This window comes from Thioalkalivibrio paradoxus ARh 1, assembly GCF_000227685.2.
Taxonomy (GTDB): Bacteria; Pseudomonadota; Gammaproteobacteria; order Ectothiorhodospirales; family Ectothiorhodospiraceae; genus Thioalkalivibrio; species Thioalkalivibrio paradoxus.
Window position 1 is genome coordinate 842,968 of the sequence record NZ_CP007029.1, and the last position, 26,140, is coordinate 869,107.

A 26,140-nucleotide genomic window follows, 5' to 3' on the forward strand; every position below is an offset into this window, starting at 1 on the left:
TCAGGGCAGTGCCGGAATCTCGAACTTCGGCATTTCGCCGGTCAGGGTGTGCAGGAAGGCCACCAGGTCGGCGACTTCGTCTTCCGAGTATTCACGACCCAGCATCTCCCGCCCCATGATCTCCACTGCTTCTTCGAGCGTGGCCGTCGCGCCGTTGTTCATGTAGGGGTAGGTCAGCGCGACGTTGCGTAGGGTCGGGGTCTTGAACGCGAAGCGGTCGGCGTCCTTCCCGGTGACCAGGAAGCGACCCTCGTCTTCGGAACCGGGCACTTGGGTATGGACATGGTGACCGCCGACGGTCATCTGGTGCATGCCAGTGCCGATCAGCATCCCGACCTGTTCTGGGGCCTGCGCGGCGGTGGCGGCAACTTCGGCGTGGTGACCGGTTTCGACTACCAATTGCATCCCGTCGGCCCCGAGGTCGTTGGGGGCGTGGTGGCCTGGCCTGCCAGCGAGGCCTCGGCGGTGCTCGAGCACTATCGGCACCTGGCCGAGCAGGCGCCCCCTGAACTGACCCTGGTCGCCATGATGCGCCCGGCGCCGTCGTGCTCCTGGCTGCCCAAGGAGTGGCATGGCAAGCCGATCGTAGCATTGCTTGCCTGTTACAGCGGTGATCCGGAGCAAGGCGAGGCGGCAGTCGTCGCCCCAATCAAGGCGTTCGGTCAGCCCATCGGTGACATGCTGGTTCGGCGCTCCTATGCGGAGCTGCAAAAGCTGCTGGATGTGACGCAGCCCAAGGGGCGGCGCTACTACTGGAAGAGCGAATATCTGCCGGGTGTCGAGCCCGCGCTCTGCGAGAAGGTGATCGAGCATGCCGGACGCATTCGCTCGCCGCACTCGGCAGTGATCCTGTTCCAGCTCGCCGGCGCGTTGAACCGGCTCGACAACGACCACTCCCCGGTGGGCAATCGCAACGCCCCCCCTCTGTCAGCATGGAAGTGTGTGCCGCAGCGTGCGGATTGGATGACAGGAGTCTGCCATGAAGCACTAGAAGCTGCTCAAGTGATGGAGGGACCGACCCTCCGGAGTCTGCCTACAGGGGCCGGCTCCAAACCGCCCCGAGCGGCATTGGCTGAAGACCGTTGTCGTGAGCATCGAGGGAAAAGGCATACCCACGTGGTATGTCAGGTACGAATCAAGAAGGCGAGTGACCACGAACCATCGTCGAGGTGTCGAAACTGATAGGTGACATCAAAACCAAAGGCCACTTTTACTTTTGGGAGCAATCCACCGGAAACCTGTTTACTGGGTGGATGATGTCCGGCATAGAGATGGCGCGAGTTTGATTCAGGCGCTTGAGTGGAACTGCGGGAACTCGGGATCGTGATGTGAAGGGAGAACGTCAAGTGAAGAAAAGCGAGACGGAGAGTACCGATGCACGAGCCGAGGACGGATCGATCCGTACGAGCGACGAAGCGTCTGTAATGGCCGCCGAGCGAAGGGATCGAGTTGTTCCGATTGGGTCACGAACCAACTTCGAGAGGAGGATGAGTCCGTGGCACCAATGAGACCGTTTGATATTTCCAAGATGCTGGTGTGGGAGGCATACCAGCGCGTAAAGGCCAATCGAGGAGCGGCCGGTGTGGATGGGGAAACGATCGCGGAGTTTGATCGTGACCTCAGCAGGAATCTCTACCGGATCTGGAATCGGATGTCATCGGGCAGTTATTTTCCGCCGTCGGTGAAAGCGGTACCGATTCCCAAGAAATCTGGAGGTGAGCGGATGTTGGGCGTCCCGACGGTCGGCGATCGCATCGCCCAGACTGTGGTGGCGCTCGTGTTGGAGCCGATCCTGGAGCCCGTTTTTCATGCGGACTCCTACGGCTACCGGCCCGGTAGATCAGCGCACGATGCGCTTGCCATCACCCGCAAACGGTGCTGGGAGCGCGACTGGGTGCTGGAATATGACATTCGCGGCCTGTTTGACAACATCGACCACGGCCTTCTCCTGAAAGCACTCAGGTATCATTGCTCGGAAAAATGGGTTTTGCTGTACGTGGAGCGTTGGTTGGCGGCGCCGATGCAGATGCGGGACGGGTCGGGGCAGGCGCGGACGATGGGTACGCCGCAAGGCGGGCCGCTATCGCCGATTCTTGCCAACCTGTTTCTGCATTACGCATTGGACCACTGGCTATCACGCTTCCACGCCGATATCCCGTTTTGCCGCTACGCGGATGATGGCATCTTGCACTGCCGAACGGAGGCCGAAGCGCTGCAAATGCGGACGCATTTGGAGGAGCGGCTGGCCGCGGTCGGACTGGAGATGCACCCGGACAAGACCCGGGTGGTGTATTGCAAGGACAGCAGGCGAACCGGAACCCACGACCATATACAGTTCGACTTCCTGGGCTACACGTTTAGGCCCCGGCGCATCCTAACTCGTCATGGCAAGGTCCGCACTGGGTTTACGCCTGCGGTCAGTCGCCAGTCGATGACCGCGATGCGCCAGTCTTTGCGGCGGCGTCGACTTTCGCTGCGAAGTGACCTGTCTCTTGGGTCTCTCGCGGAGTATCTGGCTCCTCGCATTCGTGGCTGGATGGCGTACTACTGTCGGTTTCGTGGATCCGAATTTCAGCCGGTCGCGGCTCATATCGACCGGGTGATTGTTCGTTGGGCCATGAGGAAATACAAACGCTTGCGCGGGCATAAGCACCGGGCGTTTGCCTGGCTTGCGCGCGTCAAGCGCCGATTCCCCGCGTTGTTTCCGCATTGGTGCGGGCGCGGGGCGTTCGTGGTCGGAACAATGGGAGCCCGGTGAGTCGAGAGGCTCACGCCGGGTTCTGCGAGCGGCCATGGGGGCAGTTCCCGTGGCCGACTCACCCCGCTGGATTGGACGCAGTAAACTTAACCCTCGAGGGGGCGGAGAGAGCGGATGGAATGCCACGGTACAGCGAAGAGTTCAAAGCCAAGGTGGTCGAGAAGATGATGCCGCCCAATGCCCGGGCGGTGGCCGACGTGCACCGGGAGACGGGGGTGTCGGAACCCACCCTGTATGCCTGGCGCCGGGAGTTCCAGGACCGGGGGCATGCGGTGCCGGCGGATCCGGCGAACCCGGAATCCTGGAGTGGCCGGGACAAGCTCGCGGTGGTGATCGAAACCGCCGCGCTGAATGAGCAGGCGCTCTCGGAGTACTGCCGGCGCAAGGGTCTGTATCCCGAGCAGATCGAGCGCTGGAAGGAAGCGGCCATGGCCGGCAGCGCCGATCCCCAGCGGCTGACCCGGGACGAGCGTGCCGCCTGGCAGCAGGAGAAGAAGCGCGTGCGCGACCTGGAGCGCGAGCTGCGCCGGAAAGAGAAAGCCCTGGCCGAGGCAGCCGCCTTGCTGGTGTTGAAAAAAAAGCCCAGGCGATCTGGGGGGACGACGAGGACGCATGATCACGCCCGAGACCCGTGCCTTGGCGCTGGACCTGATCGACGAGGCGGTCGCCGCCGGTGCCCGGCTCACCCCGGCCTGTGCGGTCCTCGGCCTGACGCCGCGCACGCTGCGCCGCTGGCGCGCCCTCGCCGGCAGCGACACCGGGCTGGTGGACCGGCGCACCTGCACCCCGCGGGTGCCGGCCAACCGCCTGAGTGCCGAAGAGCAGGAGACGATCCTGACGGTCTGTAACGCGCCGGAGTACCGTAGCCTGCCACCGACCCAGATCGTGCCGCGCCTGGCCGACCAGGGCGTGTACATCGCGTCCGAGGCGAGCTTCTACCGCGTGCTGCGGGCCCATGACCAGGTACAGCGCCGGGGCCGGGCGGCGGCCCCACGGCAGGTGCCCAAACCGGAGGGGGTCTGCGCGACTGCGCCCAATGTTTGCTGGGCGTGGGACATCACCTTCCTGGCCTCTTCGATCCGGGGGCAGTTCTACCGCCTGTACCTGATCGAGGACGTCTTCAGCCGCAAGGTCGTCGGCTGGGAGGTGCACACCGAGGAAAGCGCCGAACACGCCAGTCGCCTGATCGAACGCGCCTGTCTCGCCGAGGGCGTCCATCGCCCGGGCCTGGTGCTGCACTCGGATAATGGCAGCCCCATGAAGGGTGCCACCATGCTCAGCACCCTGCAGCGCCTGGGTGTCGTCCCGTCCTTCAGTCGCCCCTCGGTGAGCGACGACAACCCCTACTCGGAAAGCCTGTTCCGGACCTTGAAATACACGCCGGCCTTTCCGCCTCAGCCGTTTGCCAGCCTCGCCGACGCCCGCGCCTGGGTCGCGCGCTTCGTCCACTGGTACAACGAGGAACATCGCCACAGCAAGATCCGCTTCGTCACCCCCGGCCAGCGTCATCGCGGGGAGGACATCGCGATCCTGGCGCACCGGCACCGGGTGTACCAAGACGCCCAACGCGCCAACCCGACACGCTGGTCGCGGCACACGCGCAACTGGACACCGATCGATCACGTCTGGCTCAACCCACCGAAGGAACATGCCCAAACGCCAGCCCTGATGGTCGCTCAGGCGGCATGAAAAAGCGGACAACTACGTTGACAAACACCGCGCCCGCTATGTCTTCAATGCCGGAGGCGCATGGGAGCAGCCGGAAGACGACGAGGCGAATATCGCCTGGGCACGCGCGGCCTGGCAGGACCTGAAGGCGTTCTCCACGGGTGGCGCCTACATCAACTTCCAGACCGAGGATGAAGGGTCGGAGCGTATGGAAGCGGCGCTCGGCCCGGCCCTCCAGCGACTCGCCGAAATCAAGCAGCGCTGGGATCCGGACAACCGTTTCCGCGTCAACCGAAACATTCCACCCAGTGGGAAAGGGCACGGGTAGCACGAATAAGGAGAGGACCCTGAGAGTCGTCACATCGAACGAACATGAATTTCATCCGATGGGCAGCAGCAGCGACCTGGAGATATGCATGCTGCGGCAAGCCGACGACGGCGGCATCTCGGGGTTCATCAGAATCCGAAAAGGCGCCACGCTGCCCAGGCACCGGCACATCGCCGCCGAAGAAACCTACATGATCCAAGGCAGGATGGACCTCGGTGATGGGCGGATCGCTCAAGCGGGCGACTACCTGGTCATGGAGCCCGATGAAGTCCATGAAATGGTTGCCATCGAGGACAGCCTGTTCTTCGTAACGGCTCACAGGGGAGTCGAGTGGCTCTGACAGGAGGGTCGGACCAACCTATGTCAGCGACCAAGCCGCCGGCACTGGTGCTTACCGGCCAACCAGGTGGGTGTCTGATCGTGTTTGCGCCCGTCGATCCCGGTCAAAATCGCCCGGAAAAGGCGCCTTCATGAATTACGCGGAGTAAAGCGTGTATATAATCAAACGGGTCTTGACACGAACAGAAAGGCCCTGTGTGACTCGATGATTGAGTCACACAGGGCCTTTTTTCGCCTCATCTCTAATGCTTAAACTGTTCCAGGGAGTTCTGGTAGTACCGCGTTCCGCACCATCATCGCGGACGCGATCGTCACCAGGAACAGGATGGCTGGCCCAAGTCTGGAATCAACCGCCTTGATACTCAAGTGATGAGTGATGCAGCATGATGCGAAGTGCGCCAGTATCATCCATCACATAGCCCCAGGTCTTATCGACCGATGTCACCTTGCCATCGCTATCGGTAAAGTGCACCTTGCCCATGGTGGTTGCGGTATTTCCCGCGATAAATATTGCAGCATTCTCGGCCACGCATTCGGTCCAGCCCTTCAGTGCAAAGCCGGTGTCCTTGGGGAAGGATTCATTGCCGCCGACGAAGTAGGAAAGCGCTCCTTCGCGGGTCGTTCTGAAGGTTTGAGGGTTGACGGTCAGCGTCGGCTTGAACAGGACTGCGCCCATCTGATAAGCATAGGCCGCATCAATCACCGCATCAGCCAGGGACTGGGCTGCGGTGTGCCCGTCCTGCTGATAGGCGGCACCAATATCGAGCAATGCCGTGCACCATCCCTGCTGCGCAGCCAGAATCTCCTGCTCGGAAACAGTTTGATTCACCACGACACCTTGGGCTGCCACGTGACCCGTACACACCGTGAGCACTGCAGCAGCAAGCAGATATTTGAGCTTCATCGACTCTTCCTTATTGAAGGATAAAGGATAAAAGGAAAGGAAAAGGACAAAAGGATAGGAAATCCAATCGCCTGTACTGCAATATCCGTTCGCCCCGAGGGTTTGTCAAGTTCCAACGGAAGGCCCTTCTGAGAGGCAGGGGGCGCCTATGCGGCCGCAATCGGCCTGCCGCGGGCCGGGGCATGTCAAGACACCGGGATGCATGCGCACTGAGGAGGCGCTGCCCAATCACCACGGCCGCGACGGCGTTGCGGCCGTGGTCGATGGAAGCGCGGACGGGGGCCGGTACAGATCGTGAACGTACGGCTCGCCGGCAGCTCCAGCAACGGTTTCAACAACTGTGTGGTGAATGCCTCCACGCGACGCCAGGCACGGTGATGAGCCGGCGGCGCCACGGCTCTGGGGCGATCCCCCCGTGTGGACGTAGCGCGTAGGCGGCAAGAACCTCGACCCTTGGTGGCCACTGCTTCATGCGCTGCTCATTCTCGGCGCCCGCTCGGCGAGTGGGCTCACCTCCCACACGTTCGCGGAGCTCTCGTGATGATCAGGACCCTCGAAGGTTCCGATCTCGGATCCGGGTGAGAGGACGAGGAACCCAAGGTCAGGTCTTCCCCAAGCAGCACTTCTTGTATTTCCTGCCACTACCGCAGGGGCAGGGATCGTTCCGGCCCACCTTGGGGTGTTCACGGACATAGGGCGTGTCGAAGGCGAGCGGCAACGGCTCATCCTGCCAGCCGAGGTCGTCCCGCCCGATCCCCAGAACGTTGTCCCCGAGATCGTCATCCCCGCGGCCGCCCCGCTCCCGTTTCCAGCGCAACTGGCGTTCGCGGATCTCGATGGGGTTGTAGAAGGAAAGAAAATGGGGATGCTGGAACGGGCGAGGAGACGGGCCACTGAACGCTTGCCCCACATCGGCAACGCTATAGGGAATGCCGGAACTGCGCTCGTCGGCCTCAAAGGTTGTGGCGAGCTTCATGAGCAACGCGTGGAACCGTTCCCGCGGGTGGTCCAGCAGCACCATCCCGGCGATCTCGCCGACCATCGGGTCCTCCGATGCATCGGTCGTCAGGGAAAGGATAAGGATAAGGATAAGGATAAGGATAAAGGATAGGAAATCCAACCGCCTTCACCGCAATATCCCTTCGGTCCGGGTGCCTGTCAAGTCGCAACGGAAGCCCCGTCTGAGCAACGGAAGCCCCGTCTAAGCAACGGCGGCAGCCTATCCGGCCGAAATCGGCCCGCCAGGGGGTGGCGAGACGGTTTTTCCGGTCGGCTATGGGTGTGTTTCCGGAAAGCGGGCAACGGCGGGGCCGGTAGCTCAGCGGGGCTTCTTTACCAGGACACCCGCTGATCGTACTCGCACTCCGGCGCGGGCTGGGCGTAGGGATCACCAGCGGAACCTGCCTCGGCAGCGATGACATGCTCCGTAGCGTCCTCGTACCACTCCGGCGGTCCGCGCGCCTGGGCGATACGGGGCGGGGTGGCGGGTTCGCCGATATGCTCCAGGATGGCCCGAACATCCACCGCCTCGGTGATGAAGGCGATGATCCGCATCTCGGCTCCGCACCGCGGGCAGGTCAGCGGGAACGCCTCGTAGATGCGCGCCAGCAGCATCACCCAGAGGTAGCGGGCGGGAGACCGCCGGATCGTCTCGGGCGAATCCTCCGCTGCGGTCTTCACCGCCCGATGAGGTGTCGACGCGGGCGCCACGGCCTCGGGCGCCAGAGCGGTGACGGCGGGGCGCAGCGGTGAGTTTGGGGCGAGTACGCCATAGTACCGATGGCGATGCTGCCGGGGCGGTGGAACCAGCGCGGCGATGCGGCCGATCAGCTCCAGGGGCGAGAGGATGATCTGGGTGCGCCCGTCCGGACCCGGTTTGGGCAGGCGGTAGAGCAGCCGCTGCGCGTCGAGCTCCTCCAGTCGCTCGGCGGCGAAGGGAGGACGGGCGCAGTAGCGCAGCAGACGTTCCAGGCCCTTTCGGTCGTCGGCCTCGATGCGCACGGCCGCATCCAGCGAGAACCCGCCGCCGTGTTCCCACGCTTCCATCTCTTTGCGGGTCTGCGCGTCGATCCGCTCACGGCGCACGAATGCTCGGAGGATGCGGCGGCGCACCTGCGTTTGCACGACCCGCACGGCATCGGCGTCGATGGCCTGCGCCGCGATGAACCGGACACCCTGCTCCGGGTCGGGCTCGAACACGCCGTCGATCACGACGACATGGAAGTGCGTGTGCTCGTTCAGCGCGGAACCGAACCGGTGGATGAAGGCCACGGCCCCGGTGCGCGCCTGGGTAGTGGCATCCACGCTGCCGCACAGGTGATGCTCGATTGCATCCAGAAAAATGCGCAAGGCACTGTTGAGCGCTTCGCGGTCGTGCTGGAGTTAATAGCGTAGCCGCTTGGGTACGGACAGGACCCACTGGCGCACCGGCACGCGAGGCAGAACGTGATCGGCCAGATGTGCCGCGGTCTCGGCCATGCGCCGCGTGTTGCAGGACGGGCAGACAGCCCGGCCTTTGCAGGAGAAGGCGATCAGAAAGTCATGGCCGCAGGCGTCACAGCGGGCGCGGGCAAAGCCATGGGCCAGGATGCCACACTCCAGAAAGTGCCTCAGTTCGCGCTCCGCATGTGGTGGTACCCGCGCCTCCCACCACTCGTCCCGACTCCGCGAGAGAAAGGTCTCCAGGTGGTTTTGCACCACTCGATACAGCGGTGTATGGGCGGGCGACGGCGGCGGTAGGGAGCGGCGACGCATCCCTGCAGTTGGACGTCCATGTTCGGGTCGGTGTCCGTGACGAGCAGCAATACTGACAATATAGACAGTATTCTCGTTTCCGCTACCGGCCGGCGGGGCTTGTCGTCGATCGTGATGGCTGTGATGGTGAGCGGCTGGTCTACCCTTGACCCTTGAGAGGCGCCGCTCGGGCCGCCCGAGTGGCTGACCGTTTTTTTTGGACGCAGGGCGACGGTCGCGCATCTCTGCACGACCGCAGCCCTGCTGCGGCACGAGGAGGTCAGGGCAGTGCCGGAATCTCGAACTTCGGCATTTCGCCGGTCAGGGTGTGCAGGAAGGCCACCAGGTCGGCGACTTCGTCTTCCGAGTATTCACGACCCAGCATCTCCCGCCCCATGATCTCCACTGCTTCTTCGAGCGTGGCCGTCGCGCCGTTGTTCATGTAGGGGTAGGTCAGCGCGACGTTGCGTAGGGTCGGGGTCTTGAACGCGAAGCGGTCGGCGTCCTTCCCGGTGACCAGGAAGCGACCCTCGTCTTCGGAACCGGGCACTTGGATCCGATGGAAGCGGCTGTCGGTGAACGCCGGCCCGCTGTGGCAGGCCTGGCAGCCGCTGTCGGCGAATTTCTTCATGCCCCGCTTTTCCTGTTCGGTCAGCGCCTCGAGATCGCCGTTCAGATAGCGGTCGAAACGCGAGTTCGGTGTGTTCAGCGTGCGCTGGAAGCCCGCGAGCGCCTTGGCGACGTTTTCCTCGCGGATCGGATTCTCGTCACCGGGGAAGGCAGCCGCGAATTTTTTCTCGTAGACGTCGAACTTCTTCAGGCGGGTGATGGCCTCGTCGAGCGACATTGCCATCTCGATATCGGCTTCGATCGGGCCGAGCGCCTGTTCCTCCAGGTCGGCCGCGCGACCGTCCCAGAACTGTGCCTCGAAGAACCCGGAGTTGAGGACGGTCGGGGTATTGCGTTCGCCGACCTGGCCTTCGTGGCCAACCGCGCGCGGGATGCGGTCGCTCCAGCCGAGCGCCGGATTGTGGCAAGTGGCGCAGCTGATCACGCCGCTGCTGGAAATGCGCGGTTCGAAGAACAGCATGTTGCCGAGCTCCACGCGCTCGGGCGTCAGCGAGTTGTCGGCCGGAATCGGCGGCAACGCCGGCAAGGGTTCGAAACGGTCACGGTAGTCGCCATAGCCGTCGTCGGCCACGGCAGTTCCAGTGCAGGCTAGCATGATCCCCACTGCCAGGGCCGTAACGGCTGCCAGGGGGGATTTGCGAAGGCTGGTCATCAGGTCATCTCCTCGGTAGTACGGAAAGTGCGCGTGTTCCATCGCCATGCGTTCCCAAACGCGTTCATGGCAGGGCTTCCGGCTTTGCCGTATACCGCATTCGTGAATGGTCGGTACCGCGAAGGGGTAGCCCCCGTCGCGCATGTGGGTATAGACGACAGATCGGGTTTCGTACAGCCGGCCAGTCCATCCGGTCACCGCGTTGCGCGAATTCGGGCGCGAATGCAAAGGCTCGTGACGACCCGCGCTGCCCTTGGGACGTTGCCCGCGGGTCCGGCTCCGGCGGTAACCCGACGGGCGCAATGCCCACTGCGTTCGTGCTTTGGGTAGGATGCGCGCATGGAACCCCTGATCGAGGCGTTCGTCGCCGATGGCGGCGTGTTACGAGAGGCCGAGCAGCTCGGGCTGCACCCGGTGGCGGCACGCGTGCTGGCCAATCGCGCGAGCCGGGCGGGGGTTGCACCCGACTGGCTGCTGGATTTCGCCCTGCGTTCGTTGGATCCCCCCGATGGTCTGCCGGACATCGAAGTGGCCGCAGAGCGGGTGGCGCGTGCGGTGACGGAGCGGGAGACCGTCGCGCTGGTGACCGACGCCGATTCCGACGGGGTCAACGCCAGTGCGGTGCTCAGCCGCGCCCTGATCCATCACTTCGGCCATCCGCCGGACCGGGTGCAGCACTACATCGGCCTGAAACTGACCGAGGGCTATGGGCTGTCGGACGCGGTCTGTGATCGCATTCTAGAGTCCGCATCCCGCCCGAGGCTGGTGATCACCGCGGATATCGGCTCGTCCGACGGGCCCCGGATCGCCCGGCTGGCCGAGGCAGGGATCGATGTGGTGGTCACCGATCATCATGGCATTCCCGCGCAGGGTGGACCGGACGCGGCGCTGGCGTTCGTGAACCCCCAGCGTCCGGACTCGCGTTACCCGGATCCGCTGATCGCGGGGGTGATGGTGGCGTGGCTGCTGCTCTGGGCGACCCGCCGGCACCTGATCGCGCGCGGTCGGCTGCGCGCCGACAGCCCCAGCCTGCGCGAACTGTTCGGCTGGGTGGCCACCGGGACCGTGGCCGACGTCGTCTCGCTGGCGCGTAGCCGCAACAACCGCATTGTGGTGCGCGCAGGAATCGATCAGATCGAAGCCGGCACGTACCCTTGCTGGCGGGCGCTGCGCCCGCATCTCGGGGACGCGGCGAAACCGCTCGACGCCTCGGACCTCGCGTTCGGGATCGGTCCAAGGCTGAACGCAGCCGGGCGCCTGCACGACGCGATGGCAGGCGTGCACTTTCTGCTCGCGCCGGACGATGCGACGGCGGTGGATCGCGTGGCGGTGCTGAACCAGACCAACGAGACCCGGCGGGCAATCGAGAAACGACTGACCGCCGAAGCACTGGAGGTAGCGCGGGAACAGCTGCGGCAGGGGCGCTGTGCGCTGGTGGTGTTCCTGACCGACGGCCATGCCGGTGTGCAGGGAATCGTGGCGTCGCGGATCATGCAGGCCTTCGGGCGGCCTGGCGTGTGCTTGTCGGCGCGTCCGGACGCACCCGCGGTGCTGGCGGGTTCGTGCAGAAGCATCGATGGCCTGTCGATGCTCGACACGCTGCAAGCCCTTGCCTGCAACGAGCCGGGATTGTTTCTGAGCTACGGCGGACATGCCGGGGCCGCGGGTCTGACGCTCCGGCAGGAACGCCTCGCGGACTTCGAGGCAGCGTTCGAGTCCGAAGTGGCGCACCGCCTGCGCGGTCAGGTGCTGCGTCCGCGGATCCTGATCGATGGCGACGTTCCCGCCGGCGGCATCGACTGGGCGTTGCTGGAGGGGCTGGCCGCAATCGGTCCCTACGGCCGGGAGTTTCCCGAGCCGGTGTTCCGGTCGCAGTTCACGGTGCTGGAGGCCCGCGAGGTCGGTGCTGCCGGAGGGCATTGGCGCCTGGCACTGCGGCATGGCGGGGTGCGCCTCGGCGGCATCTGGTTCGGCGCTGGCCGGGACGCTCCTGTTCGCCCCGGAGAGGTCGTGCCGCTTGTATTCACACCCGAGGCGAACTGGTGGCAAGGGCAGCGCCGGCTGCAGATTCGCGTGCTTGCGCGCGACCGGTCGGTGGCGCACGCTGCGGCATCCTGAAGCGCTTATCGCACGACACGAACCGCAGCCGGGCGAGGACGGTGCGTCGCGCAGGGAATGCGGCGTAGGCCAGGCCCCGACACGGGTCGTCGGGGCTGGAGTGGAACGGAAAAGGCCCGCCCGGGAATCCCCGGGCGGGCCTGTACTCCCTCTGTCAGTGCGTTAGAGGGATTTGGTGCAGAAGTACCAGTCCTTGCACTCGTAGCCTTCCTTCATGCGGGCTTCGGCGGCTTCGGCCGTGGCGGGCGGCGGGACGATCACCTTGTCGCCCGGCTGCCAGCCCTCGGGCGTCGCGACGCCGTGGCTGTCGGAGGTCTGCAAGGCCTGGACCAGGCGCAGGAATTCGGGAATCGAGCGCCCGTTGGTCATCGGGTAGTAGACCATCGCCCGCAATACCCCGCGGTCGTCGATGATGAAGGTCGCCCGTACCGCAGAGGTATCCGAGGCGCCGGGCTGGATCATCCCGTAGGCATTCGCCACCTTCATCGAGAGGTCCTCGATGATCGGGAACGGGATGTCCATTCCGAACTTTTCCTTGATGTTGCGGACCCAGGCCAGGTGGGCGTAGTTGCTGTCGATGGACAGGCCCACCAGTTCGGTATTGAGCTTCTGGAACTCCGGATGCGCGTTGGCGAAGGCCATGAACTCGGTGGTGCACACTGGCGTGAAGTCGGCCGGGTGGGAGAACAGCACCACCCACTTGCCGCGGTAGTCGGAGAGCTTCATCACGCCGTGCGTGGTCTTGGCCTCGAATTCCGGCGCCGGCTCGTTCAGGCGCGGCATGCCGGGGGCGGGATTCTGGACTGCATTCGTGTTTTCCATGGATCGGTATTCCTCTCAAGCATTCAGGGTGTCGTGGCTGCCTGCTGGGCCGTGGCCTGCAGCAAGCATGGGCATAGTATTGAATGCTTATTAAAATAGATCCAATCAAAAGTACGAATTCGGGCCATAGTTGTTGGCTAACACGGCTCTGACGCATATGACGCCGCCGGCCTTCTCGCCCGCGGGCGCACGGTGTCCAGGCGCTGGTACGGCTGCCGGGACGTGTGCCTGGAGGCCGGCATGTACCGGATTCGTCAGATCGGGATGCGCTACGGGTGTAGCGAGCCAAAAAAAACCGCCCCGTGGGGCGGTTGTCTGTTCGGCATGTCGCCTTGCCGGTCTTTCGGCGTTACTGCTGCACCCAGGCGCTGTAGCCGTCGGTCTTGCCTTCGAGCCCGTCGTTGTAGCCGGCATCGTAGGCATCGTCGACGCGCTGTTCTTCCAGCTTCGGGTTGTGCAGAAAACCGCTCTGCCACCCCAGCACGTAGGAAGGGTTGACGCCGGCGCTTTCCATCTTGGTGGAAGTCTCAAAATAGGTCTTCTTGTCCATGCCGTTGCTCCTCCAGAAAGTGAATAGGGTTCAAGGTCTGCGGACATCGCAGCGCCCCGTGGCGGGAACCTTTTCCCGACATCGCGGCCGGATTACCACCGGTTTCGCCGCCAACTGTACCGCATTCTGTCCGCAACTTTGCGGGGCGCAGTATAGGGCGGCGGTCCGGGCCGACGTATATCCCGATCGAGAGGGTTACGCTGCGGCCCCGGTTCCGGCACCATGCACCGTCCCGGATCAGGGGCATCGGTTGCGTGCGCCCCGGATCCGCCGACCCATTCACGACCTCCGGACCGACGATGCACTTTTCTGAAGACGACCAGATGAGCTTCGAGAGCGGCCTCGCGGCGTTCGAGGCCAAGCATTTCGCGCGAGCGATGCAACTGCTGTCGCCGCTGGCCGAGGCGGGTCATCCAGATGCCCAGTACCGCGTCGCCATCATGTGCCAGAACGGCCTCGGCGTGGTTCGCCAGCCCGAAACCGCGGTGGCCCAGATGCGCGCGGCCGCCGAACAGGGCCACGCGATGGCGCAGCATGGCCTTGGATTCATGTACCTCGAGGGCGACTGCGTGGACAAGGATCCGGCGCAGGCCGTCGGCTGGTTCGAGAAGGCGGCGGAGCAGGGCCTCGCGGGTTCCAAAACCACGCTGGCGATGATGTATGCGCAGGGCACGGGCGTGGAACGCGACCCCGAGACCGCCCGGCGCTGGTACCTCGCCGCCGGTTTCGACCCCGACGAACTGGATTCGCTGCAGCGCTGATGCAGCCGGGCGTTTCCTCCGGAAACGATGCCACTACGATGACCCGGATTCGACTGTACCGTATCGAGACCTGCCCCTACTGCGACCGGGCCGAGCGCCTGCTGCAGCGCAAGGGGGTGGCGGATTGGCTGGACGTGATCCGCATCGACGACTCGCGCAAGGCATTCGCCGAGATGGCGAAGCTCACCGGTCAGCGCACCGTGCCGCAGGTGTTCATCGGCGAGCGGCACGTGGGCGGCTTCGATGACCTGGTCGAGCTGGATATGGACGGCGATCTCGACGAACTGCTCGACGCGGTGCGGAATCCCTGACCACGGAATTCGAACATGGATTACTACCCTCTCTTCATGAAACTGACCGGCCGTCCCTGCCTCGTGGTCGGCGGCGGCAATGTCGCGATGCGCAAGGTCACGTTGCTGCGCAAGGCGGGGGCGCAGGTGACCGTGGTGGCGCCGGAGTTGTGTCCGGAACTGGTCGCGTTGCGCGATGCTGGCGAAATCGAATATCGGCAGCGGCCGTTTCAGGACGACGACATCGATGGGCGCGTGCTGGTGATCGCGGCCACGAGCGACGAGGCCGTCAACCGGCATGTGTCGGAACTCGCGACGGCCCGGTTCGTCCCGGTGAACGTGGTCGACCGCCCGGAGTTGTGCACCTTCATCACGCCGTCGATGATCGACCGGTCGCCGCTGCAGGTCGCGATCTCGACCGGCGGCGCCTCGCCAGTGCTGGCCCGGCTGATGCGGTCCCGCATCGAGAGCTTCATTCCGGCCACTTATGGCCGGCTGGCCGCGCTGGTCGAGGGGTTCCGCGACCGGGTCAAGGCGCGTTTGCCCGACACCGAGCTCCGCCGCCGGTTCTGGGAGCGGCAGCTCGAGGGGCCGGTCACCGAGCTGGTGCTGTCCGGGCGCGAGGATGCGGCGCGGGAGATTCTCGAGCAAGCCGTGCACGACGGGCTCGATCGGCGCGATGACGGTGGTGAAGTGTTCCTGGTCGGCGCGGGTCCGGGCGATCCGGATCTGCTGACCTTCCGGGCGCTGCGGCTGATGCAGTTGGCCGACGTCGTGGTACACGACAACCTCGTGTCGCCGGCGATCCTGGAACTCGTGCGCCGCGACGCCGAGATGATCTACGCAGGCAAGCGCCGCAACCAGCACACGCTGCCGCAGGAGGACATCAACCGGCTGCTGGTGAAGCTGGCGAAGGAAGGCAAGCGGGTGCTGCGCCTGAAGGGGGGCGACCCGTTCATCTTCGGTCGGGGCGGCGAGGAGATCGACACGCTGATGCAGGAAGGCATCCCGTTCCAGGTCGTCCCGGGCATTACCGCGGCCGCGGGCTGCGCGTCGTTCGCGGGCATCCCGTTGACGCACCGGGACTATGCCCAGTCGCTGGTATTCGCAACGGGGCACCTGAAGGACGGCACCATCGACCTGAACTGGAACATGCTGGCGCAGCCCGCGCAGACGGTGGTCTTCTACATGGGGCTGCTCGGCTTGCCGATCATCTGCCGGGAACTCAAGGCGCACGGCCGCCCGGGATCGACGCCGGCGGCGCTGGTCGAGCAGGGCACGACCCAGAACCAGCGGGTGCTGGTGGGTACGCTCGACACGCTGCCGGAACTGGTCGCGCAGCAGGATGTACAGCCGCCGACGCTGATCATCGTCGGCGAAGTGGTGGCGCTGCACGAGCGCCTGAAGTGGTTCCAGCCGGAATCCGAACATACCGCGCACAGCCTGTTCAGCAGCCACGGCCATGCGGCCCCGGCCGAGCAGGCGCAGGCGCAGGCGAGGGAATCGGCATGAACCCGGAAATGGATCTGGATCTGTCGGGCACGGGCGGCTGCTCCGACAGCGAGCCGTTTGCGCTGCGCGTGCTAGGCGACAGTATGGCGCCCGAATTCGAGCACGGGATGATCATCATCATCGACCCGTCCGCGCCCGCCACCCATGGCGGCTACGTGGTCGCGCAGGTCGATGGCGAATACCTGTTCCGCCAGCTCGTGATCGAGGACGGAAGCCATTATCTGGTGGCCTTGAAGGAAGACCATCGCCGCCTGTCCATTCCCGGTCGCCAGGCGATCGTCGGCGTGGTCACCCAGCGCGCCGGTACGCGGCGGTCCCAGCACAAGCGCTACCTCTGACCGCGGCTGCGTGGTCGCTAGCTCGAACCCGAACCTGTGCCGGTTCCGGCCGTGCCGCCACCGATTCCGTGCTGCACCGCCAGCACCGCGGCCTCGACCCGCGAGTGCACGCCCAGCTTGCGCAGGATCGCCTTCACGTGCAGCTTCACGGTGCCATCCGAGATACCGAGGTTGCGTGCGATCACCTTGTTGCTCTGACCTTCGGCCAACAGGCTCAGGATCTCGCCCTCGCGCGGGGTCAGCGCGTCGAACGGACCGGGTTCGTCGTCCTCCGCGGGCTCGGGCTGTCCCTGTACCGCGCGCACCAGCAGCTGTGCGAGCCGGGGCGCGACCACGGTCTCGCCCTGGATGATCTGCTCCAGCGCCTCCACCAGCTCGCCGGGTTCCATCTCCTTCAGCAGGTAGCCCTGCGCGCCGTTGCGCAGGCATTCGATCAGGTCGCTCTCGTCGGTGCTGGTCGTCAGCATCACGATGGGCATCTGCAGCCCGCTCTGACGCAGGCGGCGCAGTACCTCGAGGCCGCTCATCGTCGGCATCCGCATGTCCAGCAGGATCACGTCGGGCAGCAGCTCGCGCGCGAGGCGGATGCCGGTTTCGCCGTCGCCGACCGCGCCCACGGTCTCGATCCCGTGCCGGCTGAGCAGCTCCTGCAGCCCCTCGCGGAACAGGGTGTGGTCGTCGATCAGGAGCACACGCTGGGTCATCGGGCGGCCTGCAGTCTGGGCTGGAATTCGACCGATTGTGCCTTCGGGTACTGGAAGTTCAGCATCACCCGCGTGCCCTCGCCGGGTTCGGTTTCGATGCGGAAATCCCCGTCCAGGCGCGCCGAACGCTCCTGCATCACGCTCAGGCCGATATGCTCGCCCGGCCCGCCGCTGGCCGGCTCCTCGATCCCGCGCCCGTCGTCTTCGACCATCACGAAGTAGTCCCCCCGGGGATCGCCGCGCAGGATGATGCGCACATGCTGGGCGTCGGCGTGCTTGCGCACGTTGCACAGGGCTTCCTGCACGATTCGTAGTACCTCGGTTTCCAGTTCGATCGGGAGCTTCCGGGAGTTCCATTCCTGCTGCAGATAAATGCGGATACCGGTGTCGGAGCGGAACTCGTTGACCGCCTTTTCGACCGCGGACACCAGGCCCTCGCGGTCCACCGGCGCCCGGAACTGGCTGATCAGTTCGCGCAGCTCGGTATTGGCGCGGGCCAGGTTTTCCTTGACCAGGTCCATCTCGCGGCGCAGGCCGGTGTGCTCCGCCCCGAGGGACGCATCGAGCGCGCTGACCCGAAAGCCCAGGCTGGCCAGCGTCTGCGCCAGCGAGTCGTGCAGTTCGTGGGCGAGATGGGTGCGTTCCTCCATGATGGTGAGCCGCTGCGCCTCTTCGTCGAGTCGGGCTTTCTCGATCGCCATACCGAGGTGCCGGCCGATGCTGGTCAGCAGGTTGTCCATGTCCTCGTTCAGGTTCTGCGGCCACTCATCCAGAAACAGGCTGTAGACGCCCAGGGTCCGCCCCTGGTGCTGCAGCGGAACGGCGAGCATCGCCGGCTCGTCATCGCTTTGATCGTCGCAGACGCGGCCGCATTCGTGCACGTCGGCCTTCCAGAGCATCTCGCTGCCGGCGATGACCTTGCCGCAGACGCATTGCCCGATCGGGAGGGTGTCGCGGCAATGACCGCTCTGGGTGTCGAAGCCCAGATTGGCCACCAGGCGCATCTGCCCGTCCGCGGTCAACAGGCGGGCGGTCGCGGCCCGGGCACCCAGGGTGCGCTTCAGGCTGGAGAGGAACCGCGTCAGCAGATCGTCGAGGTCGCGAGACATGTTGATGCTCGCGGCTACGTCGTAGAGCACCTCGAGCGTATGCGACTTGTCCTGCATGCTCCGGGTCTGGACCCGGACCTCGTCCTGCATCTCGTGGGTCAGACGCTGCAACTGTTCGGTCAGGGCGTTCACGTCGCGCGCCAGCTCCCCGAATTCACCGGTGCGGGGAACGGGGATGCGCGCGGCCAGGTTGCCGCCGCGCACGCGCTGTGCCCAGTGACGCAGGTGGAACAGCGGGGCGACCAGGTGATGGTAGATCACCACCGGCACCGTGAGCATGGCCAGGAAGCCCACCCACAGTACGAAGGACTGCACCACGAGATGCGGAATCGCCGTCCAGGTCGTGAACAGGATCCAGGCGTTCATCGCCAGCGCGATCAACAGCGCGCCGGCGATGAACGCGAGCGGCAGGAACATCCGGTTCTGCATCATGCCGCGGGCCTTGTGATGCCAGCCCTTCGCCGGTCGGATCAGCCAGTTGGCCACGCCCGACGGGCCGTGCTCGCGCTGCATAGTGGAATGGAATTTCATCTGGGGTCGTCTCCTCCGGCCCGTGACGGTGCCGGCTGCCGGTCCGACGGTCATTGCTTCGTTGACCGGCGCGGCACTGGGGCCGGTCCGCGTTCCTTCAGGCGCGAGGTACACCGCGGGTCGCCGCGTCGTTTCGGGCCCCATCCCGGAAAGGGCTGTCGAGCCCGTGGTTGGCCGGTCAAGGCCAATCCGCACCATCGGATCCCTTTTTACACCATTTTCGGGGCAGGAGGCGGGATCCCGCGCCGTTCGAAGGCACTCCCGGGGTCAGGAGGTTGCCAATCGATTCGAACCGGTTCGCTAGAGCCCGAGGGTCTCGGCAACGAAGTCAGCATCCTTGTCGCCCCGGCCGGAAAGGTTGATCAGATAGCGCACCCGGCGGTCCGCGTTCCGTGCCTGCTGCAGTACCCAGGCGAGCGCATGCGCCGATTCCAGTGCCGGGATGATGCCCTCGAAGCGGGATAGATCCATGAAGGCGTCCAGGCAGGCGCGGTCGTCCACGGCATGGTATTCGGCGCGGCCGGTATCCTTCAGGTACGCATGCTCAGGTCCAACCGACGGATAATCGAGCCCGGATGCGATCGAGTGCACGGGCTGGGGCTGTCCGTTCTCGTCCTGCAGCATGTAGGAATGGAAGCCGTGCATCGTGCCCGGCTTGCCGAGGCTGAGCGTGGCTGCATGGTCGCCGACCGCCAGGCTACGGCCCGACGGCTCCACACCGACCAGGCGCACCGAGGGTTCGTCGATGAAGCCGGAGAAGATGCCCATCGCGTTCGAGCCTCCGCCGACGCAGGCCACCACGTAGTCCGGGAGCGCGCCGGTCATCGCCGCGAACTGCTGGCGCGCCTCGCGGCCCACGATGGCCTGGAAATCGCGGACCATCATCGGGAACGGGTGAGGACCGACCACCGAACCGATCGCATAGAAATAGTTCTGCGGATCCTTCAGGTAGGCGTCGAACGCGCTGTCGACCGCATCCTTCAGGGTCCGGGTGCCGCTGTCGACCTGCACGATCCGGGCGCCGAGGATCTTCATCTTGGTGACGTTCGGGTGTTCCTTGGCGATGTCGACCGCGCCCATGTGGATTTCGCAGGGAATGCCCGCCAGCGCGCAGGCCGTGGCCATCGCCACGCCGTGCTGGCCAGCACCGGTTTCGGCAATCACCCGGGTCTTGCCCATGTGCTTGGCCAGCAGCGCCTCGCCGAGCGCATGGTTGATCTTGTGCGCACCGGTGTGGTTCAGGTCTTCGCGTTTCAGGTAGATCTCGGCCTGGCCACCGGCGTGAGCGCTCAGGCGGCGGGCGTGGTAGATCGGGCTCGGCCGGCCGACGTAGTGGGTGTGCAACTCGGCCAGTTCCTGCTGGTAGGCCTCGGTCTCGCGGATCGCCATGTAGGCGTCCGCGATGGAGTCCATGATCGCCTTCAGCTGCGGCGGGACGGCCTGACCGCCGTAGGGTCCGAAAAAGCCGCCCGTATCGGGCAATGCTTGTATCGCTCCGATGGGCGAAACGCGGTCGGGTGTCGAGTTCATTGGTTCAACCTGTACGGGCCTGGATCGGGGGTGTGGCCTGGGATCCGTCAAGCGCCTCGAGGCCGGACTTTTCCGGCCCAAGGCGTTGGGATCGCGGGTTCCGCGGGGATTGTAGCCCAGTCGGTCGTCAGATCATCAGATTGCGCAGTTCCAGCGCCTCGGTGCCGAAGATCCAGCTTTCGTCGAAGCGATCGGCGGCGATTCGCGCGCCTGGCGGGTCGTCGTGCATGGACTTCAGCCCGACGTGGCCCTGGTGCTGGACCAGGTACAGCCACGCATGCTGGTCGACGATCAGCAGCAGGCTGGCCGGTGTGTCTTCCTCGGGTTGAAAGCAGCGCACCTCGACGGCCGTAGTCAGGCGCATCACGGCGCGCGCCAGTTGCGGCTGGCCTTCCTTCAAGGCGAGGGCGTCGTCGATCAGCAGCCGGAGGTCTGCATACCGGCTGCGCCGGGCAACCCGGGACAGGGCCTCGGCGATGTCGATCGGAGGCAGGGCGCACAAGAGTTGCGAGCGGGTCTGCAGCCAGATCCTCCTGCGCGCGGAGTCCAGCAGTTCACGCATTTCGCCGGCGGCCCGTTCGAGGCCGTTGTCCCGGTCCTGGCTGGCTTCCCCGGTCAATGGAACGCCGGCTCCCCGGGCTCTAGCTCGCCATGGCCATGCTGCGGTGCAACCGTCTGAGCATGCGTTGGTGCGGGATGCCGGCGTCTTCGAACACATCGCTGATCACGATGAATCCATGGGGCGCATAGAAGCTGCGCCGCGTATGCTGGGCGTTCAGCCAGACTTCGTGCCAGCCGTGCGCCTCCGCGGCCGCGATGGCGTGATGGAGCAGCCGCGATCCGATCTTCCGGCCTCGGTAGGCGGGCAGCACGGCCATGCGCCCGATCTGGCCGCTGGGCAGCAGGCGCAGCGTGCCCACGGGCTTGTCGTCCTCAGCGAGGGCCAACCAGTGCAGTGCGGTCGCGTCCAGCCCGTCGAACTCGAGTGTGCGCGGAACGTTCTGCTCCTTGATGAACACCTCGCAACGGACGGCCTCCAGGGCCTCTCTGTCAGCGGGCCAACTGGCCTCGCGGATCCGGATTCGGCTCATTACCTGTCTTTCCTTGGCGGGGCGGCAGTCGTGCGCGTCGCTGCCGCGTGTTACTTGGGACCGTGGGACGATCGGAGCACTCCTTTTCAGCGGTTCTTGCCACGAGTGTAGTGCCTGCCGCCGGACGCTGCAGGCATTCGTGTCCGACCTGGCGAGGAGCGCCAGTCTACGGACTGGGTGCTACGGCGCGGTGACGACCGAACTCCGCACTGAGCGGCGCATTGTCGGTGAACGGCCCGGCGGTGCCTAGTCGCGCCCGAATCCAGCACCGGCAGGCGGTGCGCATGGTCGCGCCGGTTGCCCGCCCGTCGCGCGCCGACCGGAGGCGTTTTGACTATGGCCGCTGCAGGATGGTCTGCATCAGGTCCACACGGCCGGTCCGGAAACCGGTCTCGCAGTAGGCGAGGTAGTAGCGCCACATCCGCAGGAAGCGGTCGTCGTACCCCAGCGCGCGAATGACATCGGAGGAACGCCTGACTTCCTCGAACCAGCGGTGCAGCGTCAGCGCGTAGTCCGCGCCAAAGAAGTCCTGTTCCCGCTGCACGAGGCCGGCCGAGCCGGCGAGGGCATTGAACCGGCGGACCGGGGGCAGCATGCCCCCGGGAAAGACGTACAGCTGGATGAAGTCGGCGCTGGCGCGGTAGCGGGCGAATGCCCGTTCGTCGATGGTGATGACCTGGAGCGCGGCACGACCGCCAGGACGCAGACATTCGCGCAGCCGGTCGAAGTACGTGGCCCACCATTCTTCGCCTACCGCCTCGAACATCTCGATGGATACGACGTGGTCGTACTGTCCCGAGAGCTCGCGGTAGTCCTGCAGCCGCAGTTCGACACGCTCCGACAGGCCGGCGCGTGCGATGCGCTCGCGGGCATAGTCGAGCTGTTCCTGTGAAAGAGTGATACCGGTGACCCGGTAGCCTCGGCGCGCCGAGGCCTCGGCGAAGCCACCCCAGCCGCAGCCGATCTCCAGAATATGCGCGCCGGGCTCCGCGTCGAGTCGATCGAGCAATCGCTGGTACTTGCGCTGCTGTGCGGTTTCGAGGGCTTCGTCGCCCTTGCTGAATAATGCCGACGAGTAGGACATCGTCGAGTCGAGCCATTGGCGGTAAAACTCGTTGCCGAGATCGTAGTGAAAACGGATATTGGCGCGGCTTCCGCGGCGGCTGTTGCGGCGCAGCCGATGGCGGAAGCGGTCCAGATGCCGCTGCCACGCGGGGCGTTCGGCCAGATCGGTCAGCGCGCGCTCGTTGTCCATCGTGAACCGCAGCAGGGATTGCAGGTCGGGGCTGTCCCAGTCGCCCGCAATATAGCCCTCGGCGAAGCCGATTTCGCCCCGGTTCAGGACGCGGAACAGCGCGCGCCACGGGTGGCGCAAGCGCCAGGTGGCAGCAACACCCGGCGCGTGCCCGCGCAGGCTCAGCCGATTTCCGGCGGTGTCGATCAGCAGGATCTCACCGCGGTCGATGCCGGCCAGTGCCCGGGCCAGCCAGCGTAACGGCAGCGCCGGCGAGCGCTGCCCGGCGGTCGCGAGAGCGGTGGAGGGGACGGGATCGTGGGACATCAGCTGATCTCCTGTGTCGGGGGCCCGGGTTTGCGATGGAAGCGACCGCCGCGCAGCCAGATCTTCAGAGCCTGCCAGTGGATCAGCAGCAGGATCCTGGCGGTTGCCCAAGGCATGGTGAACAGGATCCGGAGCAGGGCGCGGTCGGTGAACTCCTGGCGCCGGCCGGACTGGCTCGCCACGAGCAGCAGGTCCTGGTGTTCGTACTCCCGGATCGCGATGCCAAGACTCTCTGCCGGCACCTGCAGCCGGAAAGCGTAGCGCGCCTGCATGCCGATGAACGGCGAGACATGGAAGCGCTTGGGTTTCTCGCCCCGAACCGGCCAGGTCAGTGGGGCACCATCGTTGTGCAGCAGATAGTGATGGTGCTCGCCGAAAGTGTTGCGGACCTCGAGCAGTGCCGCGCGTGCTGTGCCGTCGCGATGCTCGCAGTACCAGATACTCAGCGGGTTGAACGCGTGGCCAAGAATCCGCGGCATCGCCAGCAGCCGGATTCGGCCTCCCTCGAGCCGGATCGCGTGCCTGGCGAGGACGGCCTCGATCCAGGGCCGCCACGGACTTCCATCGCGGCGTCCGTGGTCGCGCGTGTACAGGCTGAACAGGTTGAACCGGTCCTTCGAGAACCAGCGATGGTCTTGCGCCAGCGCCTCGAGCCGGTCGATGTCGAACAGCATCGTGAACAGCCGGTAGCGGAAGCGGTAGGCGACCGGGAACAAGCGCTGGTGCATCACCTGGCAGTGGTAGATATGTGCGGGTGCTGACATCACGCGGCCCGGGCAACCCCGGTGATCGGATCGGTCGCCGGAACCGGGATCGCTTCCTGCCCGGAGTTCCACGGTGCGTTCACCCCCAGGTGCCGTGCGACCGACACGGCCGAGCGGATGCCGTCCTCATGAAAGCCGAAGCCGGTCCAGGCACCGGCCAGGTACAGGCCGTCCTGGCCCTGTATGGCCGGGAGACGGCGCTGGGCAGCGATCGCCGCCGAATCCATGATCGGATGGCGCCACTGGAATTCGCCCAGCACGCTGGCAGGGTCCGGCTCGCGCCAGGGATTCAGGCTGATGATGTAATCGCGGGGCTGGTCCAGCCGGTGTAGCCGGTTCATGTAATACGACACCGAAACGCGCTGCTCGTCGGCGCCCTGCCGGTTCGTCAGGTAGTTCCAGGACGACCAGACCCGTTTCGAGCGCGGCATCAGACGGGCATCAGTATGCAGGACCGCCCGGTTGTCCTGGAAGCGGCACGCCGCAAGTACGGAAGCCTGCTCCGGTCTCGGGTGGGTCAGCAGGGACAGCGCATCGTCCGCGTGACAGGCAAAGACCACGGCAGCGAAGCGTTCGCTTCCCGCATCAGTGTTCACCTGCCAGCCGCCCGCCATGCGCCGTACCGCGGCAACTGCCTGGTGTCGAAGCGTGCCCGGGGGCAGCTGCCCGACGAGCCGGTTGACGTAGCTGCGGCTGCCGCCCACCACGGTACGCCATTGCGGCCGGCCATCGATGTCGAGCAGTCCGTGGTTGCGGAAGAACTCGAGAAATCCGAGCGCTGGGAACGCGCGCATCGTGGCGGTCGGGCAGGACCAGATCGCCGCCGCCATTGGCAACAGGTAATCGTCGGTGAAGCCGGCGCCGAAGCGGTGCTGGTCGAGGAACTGCCCGAGCGTGATCCCGCTGGTGCGGTGCTCCGCGAGCAGCTGCCTGCCGAGCCGGTTGAAGCGCAGGATGTCGGTGATCATTCGCAGGAAGCGGGGTCGCAACAGATTCCGCCGCTGTGCGAACAGGGTGTTCAGGTCGGTACCGGCGTACTCGATGCCCCCGGGCTGCAACGAGTAGGCAAAGGACATATCGGTGGGCTGGGTGGGCACCTCAAGGTGCGCGAAAAGCCGCGTCAGCAACGGGTAGTTGCGCTGGTTGTACACGACGAAGCCGGTATCGATCGCGAGCGGGCCGCCAGGGGTTGGCACGGTCACCGTGTGCGCATGGCCACCCGGCACGGGCGCTTTTTCGAACAGTCGGACCTCGAAACGCGGGTGTAGCAGCCAAGCGGTGGCCAGTCCGGAAATGCCGGCGCCGATGACTGCGATGCGTTGCCTGCCCATGTGGTCCCCCGTTGCGGTCGGATTGTGGACATAGTTATACAGTACTTGTACAATCATTGTAAATCTCTGCAGGAGATGGTTCATGACGACGTTGCCATTCGGGGCTCCAGTCCTTGCCATCGTGGTCGGGGGAATGTCCCCGACCCGGCTTGATCGGTGCGCGGAATCCCTCGACTCGAGAATGCACCCGCCGGTGGGCCTGGACCCCCTGCGGTTATGGGGGCGGCATCGGGGCTGGGTGCTGGCATCGTCGGGCACGCGGGTATGGGCGACGGAACGTCGCCCACGCGCCAACGTCGATGCGGTGCTGCAGTGACGGGCTGGCCCGAAGACGTCGCCGCGGCGCTGGAGCGCCACGAGGTCATCGCGATCACCTCGGGGATCACCGACCTGCGCGAGGCCGCCGAGTTGCTCGATCGTCTACGTCCGGGGCGCTGGCAGAGGATCGAGTGGGGGATGGGTTCCGCCGCCAATCGTGCCCGCTTTCACGCGCTGCAACAGGCCTCCGGATTTCACATGCTGCCGATGTTCGTTGCCCGGGACGGTGTCATCGGTGGGCTGCCCGAACTGCGTCGCTATCTGCGGGCGGGACGCCGGCCGCTCGATGGCGGGGCGCCGCCATCGCTGCTGGCGTCTCTCGGCTACGCCGGTCTGATCCCGTTCCTGTTCTTCGGTGCTGCGTCCTGGCTTGGGTCACCCACGTGGCAGGATTTCGCGCTGAACGCGCTCGCGCTGTACGGCGCGGTGATCCTCGCCTTCCTCGGAGCGGTGCACTGGGGGCTGTATCTGGCGGACCGGAACCATCGCGTGGCGGGTCTTGCCGCCCCGGCCTGGGCAGTGCTGCCGGCCGTTACCGGCTGGGCGGCTCTACTGCTGCCGGCGCCGCTCTCCGTGGCCGCACTGGTGCCGATGTTCGCGCTGGCGTTCATGGTTGACCGGGTGAGCCTGATTCGGCGCGCATCGGCCTCCGGTTATCTCGTGCTGCGAGGGTATTTGACCTTGGGTGCGATGCTTTCCCTATCATCTGGCGCAATTGCCAGCCTGGTTCTGCCCTGATGTCTGCCCCCATGCCTGGCGGTGACAAGGAGATTGTGATGACTGCCGTATCCCGACCGA

Annotated in this window: 24 protein-coding genes and 2 pseudogenes; 11 read left to right on the forward strand and 15 right to left on the reverse strand. The window is 65.4% G+C overall.

Going from position 1 to position 26,140, the window contains the following annotated elements:
* A pseudogene (locus tag THITH_RS03850) lies at positions 1-273 on the reverse strand (cytochrome-c peroxidase); the annotation flags it as partial.
* Positions 274-276: 3 nt separating this feature from the next.
* Between THITH_RS03850 and THITH_RS03855 the strand changes: the two are divergent.
* From THITH_RS03855 to THITH_RS03870, 5 genes are all read left to right on the forward strand, one after another.
* Complete coding sequence (locus tag THITH_RS03855) at positions 277-1,182, forward strand: hypothetical protein (RefSeq protein ID WP_006745810.1); 906 nt, start codon at positions 277-279, stop codon at positions 1,180-1,182.
* 322 nt (positions 1,183-1,504) lie between these two features.
* Complete coding sequence (gene ltrA / locus THITH_RS03860; RefSeq protein ID WP_041483389.1) at positions 1,505-2,758, forward strand: group II intron reverse transcriptase/maturase; 1,254 nt, start codon at positions 1,505-1,507, stop codon at positions 2,756-2,758.
* A 119-nt stretch (positions 2,759-2,877) separates the two neighbouring features.
* A protein-coding gene (locus THITH_RS03865) for an IS3 family transposase (RefSeq protein WP_456300608.1) occupies positions 2,878-4,447 on the forward strand; the annotation gives its coding sequence in 2 pieces (ribosomal slippage) (positions 2,878-3,345 and positions 3,347-4,447; 1,569 coding nt in all).
* A 151-nt stretch (positions 4,448-4,598) separates the two neighbouring features.
* The gene (locus THITH_RS19020) at positions 4,599-4,754 is read left to right on the forward strand and encodes a BBE domain-containing protein (protein ID WP_269667596.1); all 156 of its coding nucleotides are present in this window, start codon (positions 4,599-4,601) and stop codon (positions 4,752-4,754) included.
* Positions 4,735-5,094 carry a cupin domain-containing protein gene (locus THITH_RS03870; protein ID WP_408645502.1) on the forward strand — a complete coding sequence of 120 codons (360 nt, stop codon included), beginning with the start codon at positions 4,735-4,737 and terminating at the stop codon, positions 5,092-5,094. The genes THITH_RS19020 and THITH_RS03870 overlap by 20 nt, the downstream gene beginning before the upstream one ends.
* Positions 5,095-5,439: 345 nt before the next feature.
* On the opposite strand, the gene THITH_RS03875 is transcribed toward THITH_RS03870, so the two are convergent.
* The 4 genes and pseudogenes from THITH_RS03875 to THITH_RS03890 all read right to left on the reverse strand — a co-directional run bounded on the left by THITH_RS03875 (position 5,440) and on the right by THITH_RS03890 (position 10,012).
* Positions 5,440-5,997 (reverse strand): hypothetical protein, encoded by a 558-nt coding sequence (locus THITH_RS03875; RefSeq protein WP_006745806.1) that lies wholly within the window; start codon positions 5,995-5,997, stop codon positions 5,440-5,442.
* Positions 5,998-6,598: 601 nt separating this feature from the next.
* The gene (locus tag THITH_RS19025; RefSeq protein ID WP_006745805.1) at positions 6,599-7,039 is read right to left on the reverse strand and encodes an SEC-C metal-binding domain-containing protein; all 441 of its coding nucleotides are present in this window, start codon (positions 7,037-7,039) and stop codon (positions 6,599-6,601) included.
* Positions 7,040-7,329: 290 nt separating this feature from the next.
* Positions 7,330-8,751, reverse strand: a pseudogene (locus tag THITH_RS17035) (transposase).
* A 259-nt stretch (positions 8,752-9,010) separates the two neighbouring features.
* A complete protein-coding gene (locus THITH_RS03890) occupies positions 9,011-10,012 on the reverse strand; it encodes a cytochrome-c peroxidase (protein ID WP_006745802.1) in 1,002 nt (333 codons plus the stop codon).
* Positions 10,013-10,351: 339 nt separating this feature from the next.
* Here THITH_RS03890 and THITH_RS03895 point away from each other — a divergent pair, with 339 nt between their 5' ends.
* Positions 10,352-12,130, forward strand: a complete 1,779-nt coding sequence (locus tag THITH_RS03895) for a single-stranded-DNA-specific exonuclease RecJ (RefSeq protein ID WP_006745801.1) — start codon at positions 10,352-10,354, stop codon at positions 12,128-12,130.
* A 162-nt stretch (positions 12,131-12,292) separates the two neighbouring features.
* Here the strand turns inward: THITH_RS03895 and THITH_RS03900 are convergent, their stop codons facing one another.
* Together THITH_RS03900 and THITH_RS03905 are read right to left on the reverse strand one after the other, a co-directional pair.
* Positions 12,293-12,952, reverse strand: a complete 660-nt coding sequence (locus THITH_RS03900) for a peroxiredoxin (RefSeq protein WP_006745800.1) — start codon at positions 12,950-12,952, stop codon at positions 12,293-12,295.
* Positions 12,953-13,301: 349 nt separating this feature from the next.
* Complete coding sequence (locus tag THITH_RS03905; RefSeq protein WP_006745799.1) at positions 13,302-13,502, reverse strand: Alvin_2107 family globule sulfur oxidation protein; 201 nt, start codon at positions 13,500-13,502, stop codon at positions 13,302-13,304.
* A 299-nt stretch (positions 13,503-13,801) separates the two neighbouring features.
* Here THITH_RS03905 and THITH_RS03910 point away from each other — a divergent pair, with 299 nt between their 5' ends.
* Genes THITH_RS03910 through THITH_RS03925 form a run of 4 tightly spaced genes read left to right on the forward strand, consistent with a single transcriptional unit; the run spans position 13,802 to position 16,403 of the window.
* Positions 13,802-14,263: a tetratricopeptide repeat protein gene (locus THITH_RS03910; RefSeq protein ID WP_006745798.1), complete on the forward strand. Its 462-nt coding sequence runs from the start codon at positions 13,802-13,804 to the stop codon at positions 14,261-14,263.
* 38 nt (positions 14,264-14,301) lie between these two features.
* Positions 14,302-14,574, forward strand: a complete 273-nt coding sequence (grxC, locus tag THITH_RS03915; RefSeq protein WP_025367248.1) for a glutaredoxin 3 — start codon at positions 14,302-14,304, stop codon at positions 14,572-14,574.
* A gap of 15 nt (positions 14,575-14,589) precedes the next feature.
* Positions 14,590-16,065, forward strand: coding sequence for a siroheme synthase CysG (gene cysG, locus THITH_RS03920; protein WP_006745796.1), 1,476 nt, complete (start codon positions 14,590-14,592; stop codon positions 16,063-16,065).
* Between the two features lie 8 nt (positions 16,066-16,073).
* Entirely contained in the window at positions 16,074-16,403 is a 330-nt protein-coding gene (locus tag THITH_RS03925) for a S24 family peptidase (RefSeq protein ID WP_232222239.1), read from the forward strand.
* A 17-nt stretch (positions 16,404-16,420) separates the two neighbouring features.
* On the opposite strand, the gene THITH_RS03930 is transcribed toward THITH_RS03925, so the two are convergent.
* The 8 genes from THITH_RS03930 to THITH_RS03965 all read right to left on the reverse strand — a co-directional run bounded on the left by THITH_RS03930 (position 16,421) and on the right by THITH_RS03965 (position 25,024).
* Entirely contained in the window at positions 16,421-17,107 is a 687-nt protein-coding gene (locus tag THITH_RS03930) for a response regulator (RefSeq protein WP_006745794.1), read from the reverse strand.
* Positions 17,104-18,747 carry an ATP-binding protein gene (locus tag THITH_RS03935; RefSeq protein ID WP_006745793.1) on the reverse strand — a complete coding sequence of 548 codons (1,644 nt, stop codon included), beginning with the start codon at positions 18,745-18,747 and terminating at the stop codon, positions 17,104-17,106. Before THITH_RS03935 ends, THITH_RS03930 begins: the two co-directional genes overlap by 4 nt.
* A 300-nt stretch (positions 18,748-19,047) precedes the next feature.
* Entirely contained in the window at positions 19,048-20,247 is a 1,200-nt protein-coding gene (gene trpB, locus THITH_RS03940; protein WP_041483574.1) for a tryptophan synthase subunit beta, read from the reverse strand.
* Between the two features lie 157 nt (positions 20,248-20,404).
* Positions 20,405-20,896 (reverse strand): DUF7931 domain-containing protein, encoded by a 492-nt coding sequence (locus tag THITH_RS03945; protein WP_006745791.1) that lies wholly within the window; start codon positions 20,894-20,896, stop codon positions 20,405-20,407.
* 22 nt (positions 20,897-20,918) lie between these two features.
* Positions 20,919-21,368 (reverse strand): GNAT family N-acetyltransferase, encoded by a 450-nt coding sequence (locus THITH_RS03950; protein WP_006745790.1) that lies wholly within the window; start codon positions 21,366-21,368, stop codon positions 20,919-20,921.
* Positions 21,369-21,702: 334 nt separating this feature from the next.
* The gene (locus THITH_RS03955) at positions 21,703-22,929 is read right to left on the reverse strand and encodes an SAM-dependent methyltransferase (protein WP_006745789.1); all 1,227 of its coding nucleotides are present in this window, start codon (positions 22,927-22,929) and stop codon (positions 21,703-21,705) included.
* A complete protein-coding gene (locus THITH_RS03960) occupies positions 22,929-23,693 on the reverse strand; it encodes a DUF1365 domain-containing protein (RefSeq protein ID WP_006745788.1) in 765 nt (254 codons plus the stop codon). The genes THITH_RS03955 and THITH_RS03960 overlap by 1 nt, the downstream gene beginning before the upstream one ends.
* Positions 23,693-25,024: an NAD(P)/FAD-dependent oxidoreductase gene (locus THITH_RS03965; protein ID WP_025367249.1), complete on the reverse strand. Its 1,332-nt coding sequence runs from the start codon at positions 25,022-25,024 to the stop codon at positions 23,693-23,695. Before THITH_RS03965 ends, THITH_RS03960 begins: the two co-directional genes overlap by 1 nt.
* A 264-nt stretch (positions 25,025-25,288) precedes the next feature.
* On the opposite strand from THITH_RS03965, the gene THITH_RS03970 reads away from it, so the two are divergent.
* Complete coding sequence (locus tag THITH_RS03970) at positions 25,289-26,080, forward strand: DUF3429 domain-containing protein (protein ID WP_051418611.1); 792 nt, start codon at positions 25,289-25,291, stop codon at positions 26,078-26,080.
* The last annotated feature ends 60 nt before the right edge of the window (positions 26,081-26,140 follow it).

Coding starts and splice junctions, on each gene's coding strand:
- THITH_RS03905 (WP_006745799.1), bottom strand. CDS start 13,502: ATGGACAAGAAGACCTATTTTGAGACTTCCACCAAGATGGAAAGCGCC.
- THITH_RS03900 (WP_006745800.1), bottom strand. CDS start 12,952: ATGGAAAACACGAATGCAGTCCAGAATCCCGCCCCCGGCATGCCGCGC.
- THITH_RS03935 (WP_006745793.1), bottom strand. CDS start 18,747: ATGAAATTCCATTCCACTATGCAGCGCGAGCACGGCCCGTCGGGCGTG.
- THITH_RS03965 (WP_025367249.1), bottom strand. CDS start 25,024: ATGGGCAGGCAACGCATCGCAGTCATCGGCGCCGGCATTTCCGGACTG.
- THITH_RS19025 (WP_006745805.1), bottom strand. CDS start 7,039: ATGGTCGGCGAGATCGCCGGGATGGTGCTGCTGGACCACCCGCGGGAA.
- THITH_RS03960 (WP_006745788.1), bottom strand. CDS start 23,693: ATGTCAGCACCCGCACATATCTACCACTGCCAGGTGATGCACCAGCGC.
- THITH_RS03855 (WP_006745810.1), top strand. CDS start 277: ATGGACATGGTGACCGCCGACGGTCATCTGGTGCATGCCAGTGCCGAT.
- THITH_RS03895 (WP_006745801.1), top strand. CDS start 10,352: ATGGAACCCCTGATCGAGGCGTTCGTCGCCGATGGCGGCGTGTTACGA.
- THITH_RS03930 (WP_006745794.1), bottom strand. CDS start 17,107: ATGACCCAGCGTGTGCTCCTGATCGACGACCACACCCTGTTCCGCGAG.
- THITH_RS03970 (WP_051418611.1), top strand. CDS start 25,289: ATGGGCGACGGAACGTCGCCCACGCGCCAACGTCGATGCGGTGCTGCA.
- THITH_RS03925 (WP_232222239.1), top strand. CDS start 16,074: ATGGATCTGGATCTGTCGGGCACGGGCGGCTGCTCCGACAGCGAGCCG.
- THITH_RS03890 (WP_006745802.1), bottom strand. CDS start 10,012: ATGACCAGCCTTCGCAAATCCCCCCTGGCAGCCGTTACGGCCCTGGCA.
- THITH_RS03910 (WP_006745798.1), top strand. CDS start 13,802: ATGCACTTTTCTGAAGACGACCAGATGAGCTTCGAGAGCGGCCTCGCG.
- cysG (WP_006745796.1), top strand. CDS start 14,590: ATGGATTACTACCCTCTCTTCATGAAACTGACCGGCCGTCCCTGCCTC.
- THITH_RS03955 (WP_006745789.1), bottom strand. CDS start 22,929: ATGTCCCACGATCCCGTCCCCTCCACCGCTCTCGCGACCGCCGGGCAG.
- THITH_RS03950 (WP_006745790.1), bottom strand. CDS start 21,368: ATGAGCCGAATCCGGATCCGCGAGGCCAGTTGGCCCGCTGACAGAGAG.
- grxC (WP_025367248.1), top strand. CDS start 14,302: ATGACCCGGATTCGACTGTACCGTATCGAGACCTGCCCCTACTGCGAC.
- THITH_RS03875 (WP_006745806.1), bottom strand. CDS start 5,997: ATGAAGCTCAAATATCTGCTTGCTGCTGCAGTGCTCACGGTGTGTACG.
- ltrA (WP_041483389.1), top strand. CDS start 1,505: ATGAGACCGTTTGATATTTCCAAGATGCTGGTGTGGGAGGCATACCAG.